4 protein-coding genes and 1 pseudogene are annotated in these 3,192 nt (G+C 66.6%); 3 read left to right on the forward strand and 2 right to left on the reverse strand.

Features of this window, described 5'->3' with window-relative positions; genetic code table 11:
* Positions 1 to 432 precede the first annotated feature (432 nt).
* Both BST40_RS31260 and BST40_RS31265 read right to left on the reverse strand, forming a co-directional pair.
* Positions 433 to 573, reverse strand: coding sequence for a hypothetical protein (locus BST40_RS31260; protein WP_158006287.1), 141 nt, complete (start codon positions 571 to 573; stop codon positions 433 to 435).
* 6 nt (positions 574 to 579) lie between these two features.
* Positions 580 to 1,065, reverse strand: coding sequence for a hypothetical protein (locus BST40_RS31265; RefSeq protein ID WP_158084049.1), 486 nt, complete (start codon positions 1,063 to 1,065; stop codon positions 580 to 582).
* 284 nt (positions 1,066 to 1,349) lie between these two features.
* On the opposite strand from BST40_RS31265, the gene BST40_RS27610 reads away from it, so the two are divergent.
* The 3 genes and pseudogenes from BST40_RS27610 to BST40_RS32180 form a co-directional block, all read left to right on the forward strand.
* On the forward strand, positions 1,350 to 2,054 hold the full coding sequence (locus BST40_RS27610; protein ID WP_083156496.1) for a creatininase family protein: 705 nt from the start codon (positions 1,350 to 1,352) through the stop codon (positions 2,052 to 2,054).
* A gap of 400 nt (positions 2,055 to 2,454) precedes the next feature.
* Positions 2,455 to 2,763: a hypothetical protein gene (locus tag BST40_RS27615; protein ID WP_241780168.1), complete on the forward strand. Its 309-nt coding sequence runs from the start codon at positions 2,455 to 2,457 to the stop codon at positions 2,761 to 2,763.
* A pseudogene (locus tag BST40_RS32180) lies at positions 2,760 to 3,192 on the forward strand (hypothetical protein); the annotation flags it as partial. The gene BST40_RS27615 and the pseudogene BST40_RS32180, both read left to right, overlap by 4 nt.

The raw sequence follows: 3,192 nt of genomic DNA on the forward strand, positions 1-3,192 counted from the left end.
CGGCCGCGACTCAAGGACATCGCCATCCTGGATGCGCCCGGAAGTGACAGGCAGTGACAGGCAGTGACAGGCAGTGATGACCGTAAACGCGCACAGGTAGCTGAACTGCGCTGATGTATGCGGCATGATCGACGTCATGGCCGGCGCCGACCCGATCCGCGCACTCAACGCGCAGCGGCTCAGCCAAGCCCGCAAACGCTACGGCTACACCCTGCGCGAGTTGGCAATCGAGGTCGAAAACGTCCGTAAGCTACGCGGCGATGCCGACCTGCCCACCCAAGAGTCCCTGCGACAAAAAATCGCCCAGATCGAGCGGACCGGGATGCTCGGCCCGGTGTGGCGTGAAGACTGGCCGCGGTGTTCGGCGTCGAACCCGACGAGATGTTCAGCGTGCCCATCGCCACCGAGTTACCGCACCCACTGCTGCTACAACTACCCGTCGACCACGATGTGCTCGCCGTCATCGCCGCCCAGCAACAGGCCCACATCCAAGCTGAGCACACCTTCGGCCCCCAGCACGCCCGCCCCCTGGTCGAATCCGATCTGCTCACCATCGAATCCCTCATCGTCCACGCACCCTCACAGGTCAAAGCAGAGATACGCCGTGCCGCGGGGGCTATCGCCGAGGTCGCCGGGTGGATCGCCCAAGACCTCGGAGATCACGCCGCCGCGGAGAAACTCACCCACACCGCCGCCTTGCACCTGCATACGGCCGGCCCAGCATTCAACGCCATGATCTTGATGCGCCAATCCAACATTCTCACCCGCACCAACCCTGACCTGGCCGCCGCCTTGGCCGCCGATGCCGCCGAACTGATCGACGGTCACGACGTGGGTCGTCTGGCCGCCAGCATCGCCCGCCAACAGGCCCTCGCGGAGCTGGCCAATCACAATGAGCGGGGATTTCATCGCCACGCCGCCGCACCCCTCGAACTCGGTGACCTGCAACCTCACCCGCAAGATCATGCGATCTATGCCCACGGCGCCTACGTCGCCAGCGAGATCGCCTCCGGCTATCTTCGCATCGGTGAGCCCGATAAAGCCGGCGCGCTGCTCGCCGGGCACCATCACGCCTGGACATCACAGCAGCATCACGATGAGACCGTGGCCGACATGCGACTCCTGCACGCCTACCTCGCCACCAGCGAATATCAGCAGGCACTGGCACTGACCGCTACAGCGATCCCCGGCTACCTGTCCGCGCCCTCGCAGCGAGCCCGATTTCATCTGGCCAGGGCAGGCACAATCGTGCGGGACCGCCGACGCAGAAGCAAAGACCCGATCCTGCAACAGCTGGCCGGCCGCATCAAAAACGCCACCCAAGGAGTCACCCAACGAGCCGCCGAGTCATCCCCGACACCACCACCACCGACCAAGCGGCCACCCGGCCCGTCGCGGTCCTGCCGGTCGGCTCCTTCGAACAACACGGCCCCTACCTGCCGCTGGGCACCGACACCCTCATCGCCAGCGCTATTGCAGCATCAATCAGTCAGTACCACAGCGTGTTTCAGCTACCACCGGTCACGTTCGGCTGCTCCCACGAACACGCCACCTACCCCGGCACCATCAGCATCAGCGCCACCACGCTGGCCGCGATCGTCGCTGACATCATCGAATCGCTGGCACGCCAGAACGTCGCCGGGCTGATCGTCGTCAACGGCCACGGCGGAAACGCGGTACTCACCAACGTCGTCCAACAAGCCAACCACCCCAACAACCCCGTCAAGGTGGGGCTCTACCCCAGCCGCGAAGACTGGGCCGAAGCCCGCACCGCCGCAGGAATCCACAGCAGCAACCACGACGACATGCACGCCGGCGAACTGGAAACCTCCATCCTGCTCGCCAGCTACCCCAACTACCTGCGCGACGGCTGGCAGACCAGCGACCACACCGCCAACGACCGCCGCTACCTCACCAGCCTCGGCATCCACGCCTACACACCCACCGGCGTTATCGGCTCCCCATCACAGGCCACCGCCGCCAAAGGCAGCAATGTCCTCGGCCACCTCGGCCGCAACGCCGACACCCTGATCGGGTTCCTCACCACACGCTGAGCAGACCCGATAACTCGGCGGCTACCTCCGGGCTTCGCTACGCTCCCTTCGCTTCCGTCCGCTGGCGCTCCCGTCCGCGCCGGTCACTCCACTGCGCCCTGCATCCGCCGCCGAGCACCAGACCAATCCCACCAGCCAGTGAAAACACCGGCAGCGTTCGCACCAGCCGCCGCCAGGCCAACCTGCTTGCGCCTCTCGCGCTGCGGCCAGCATCTTCACCGCGATCCCGCGTCGGCCCACCCGCCCGCACGCTGCCGACAACAGCCATTGACCTCGCACGTGAGAACTTTCTCTACTGGGATCAAGGATGTCGGGCTCATGCGCCGGGGTATCGCTGATGTCGCCCGGTGGTCTCGTCCCACACGTTCTCGCCCGGTGAGCATCACCCTACAATCCCCGCATGGGCGACAACCTTCGCGTCACCCCAGCCCAATTGCGGGTGACCAGCACCGGCTGGCACATGGAGGCTTTCGATCTCCACGCCGCGCCACCAGCACTGGAACCGTCTGGCGGGTGGCCCACGGTGCTCGCCGCCGCCGGGGCGACCGGCGCGGCCCAGGTCGCCACTGCCGACCTGCACACAAAGATCGCCACCACCGCCGGGATGACCCAGGTCGCGGCGACCGGTTATGAAGCCACCGACTCCGATGCCGCGGACATGCTGCACAACGTGGCCACCACGATCACCGGAACAGCCCATAACGCGTGATCCCCACCCAGTCGGCGTTGCGCGCCTACACCGTGTCGCATCTGACCGAGAATGCCGCGCACTGGCGCGAGCTGGCGGCGCGCCGCCGCTCGGTGGTGGGCACGATCAAGAGCCAGGCCGACTCGCTGGACTGGCAGGGTCAGGGCGATGAGGCGATGAAAGCCGCGATGGCCCGCCACGCCACCACCGCCGAACAGCAAGCCGAGCTGCTGGATACTGCAGCGACCACCGCCGAGGACGGGGCCGCCGTGCTGCACCAGCAAAAGCACTCCATCTTCGCCGCCGTCGAGCAGGCCAACCAGTCAGGGTTCGCGGTCGCCGAGGGCTGGACGGCGACCGACGCGATGTATGCGCCGGGCTCGATCGGCTGGTACGCCCGGCAGCCCACCGCCCAGGCCATCTCCGCCGATCTGCGTGTCCAGGTGACCC

Origin of the sequence: Mycobacterium persicum, assembly GCF_002086675.1 — a bacterium.
GTDB classification, from domain to species: Bacteria; Actinomycetota; Actinomycetes; order Mycobacteriales; family Mycobacteriaceae; genus Mycobacterium; species Mycobacterium persicum.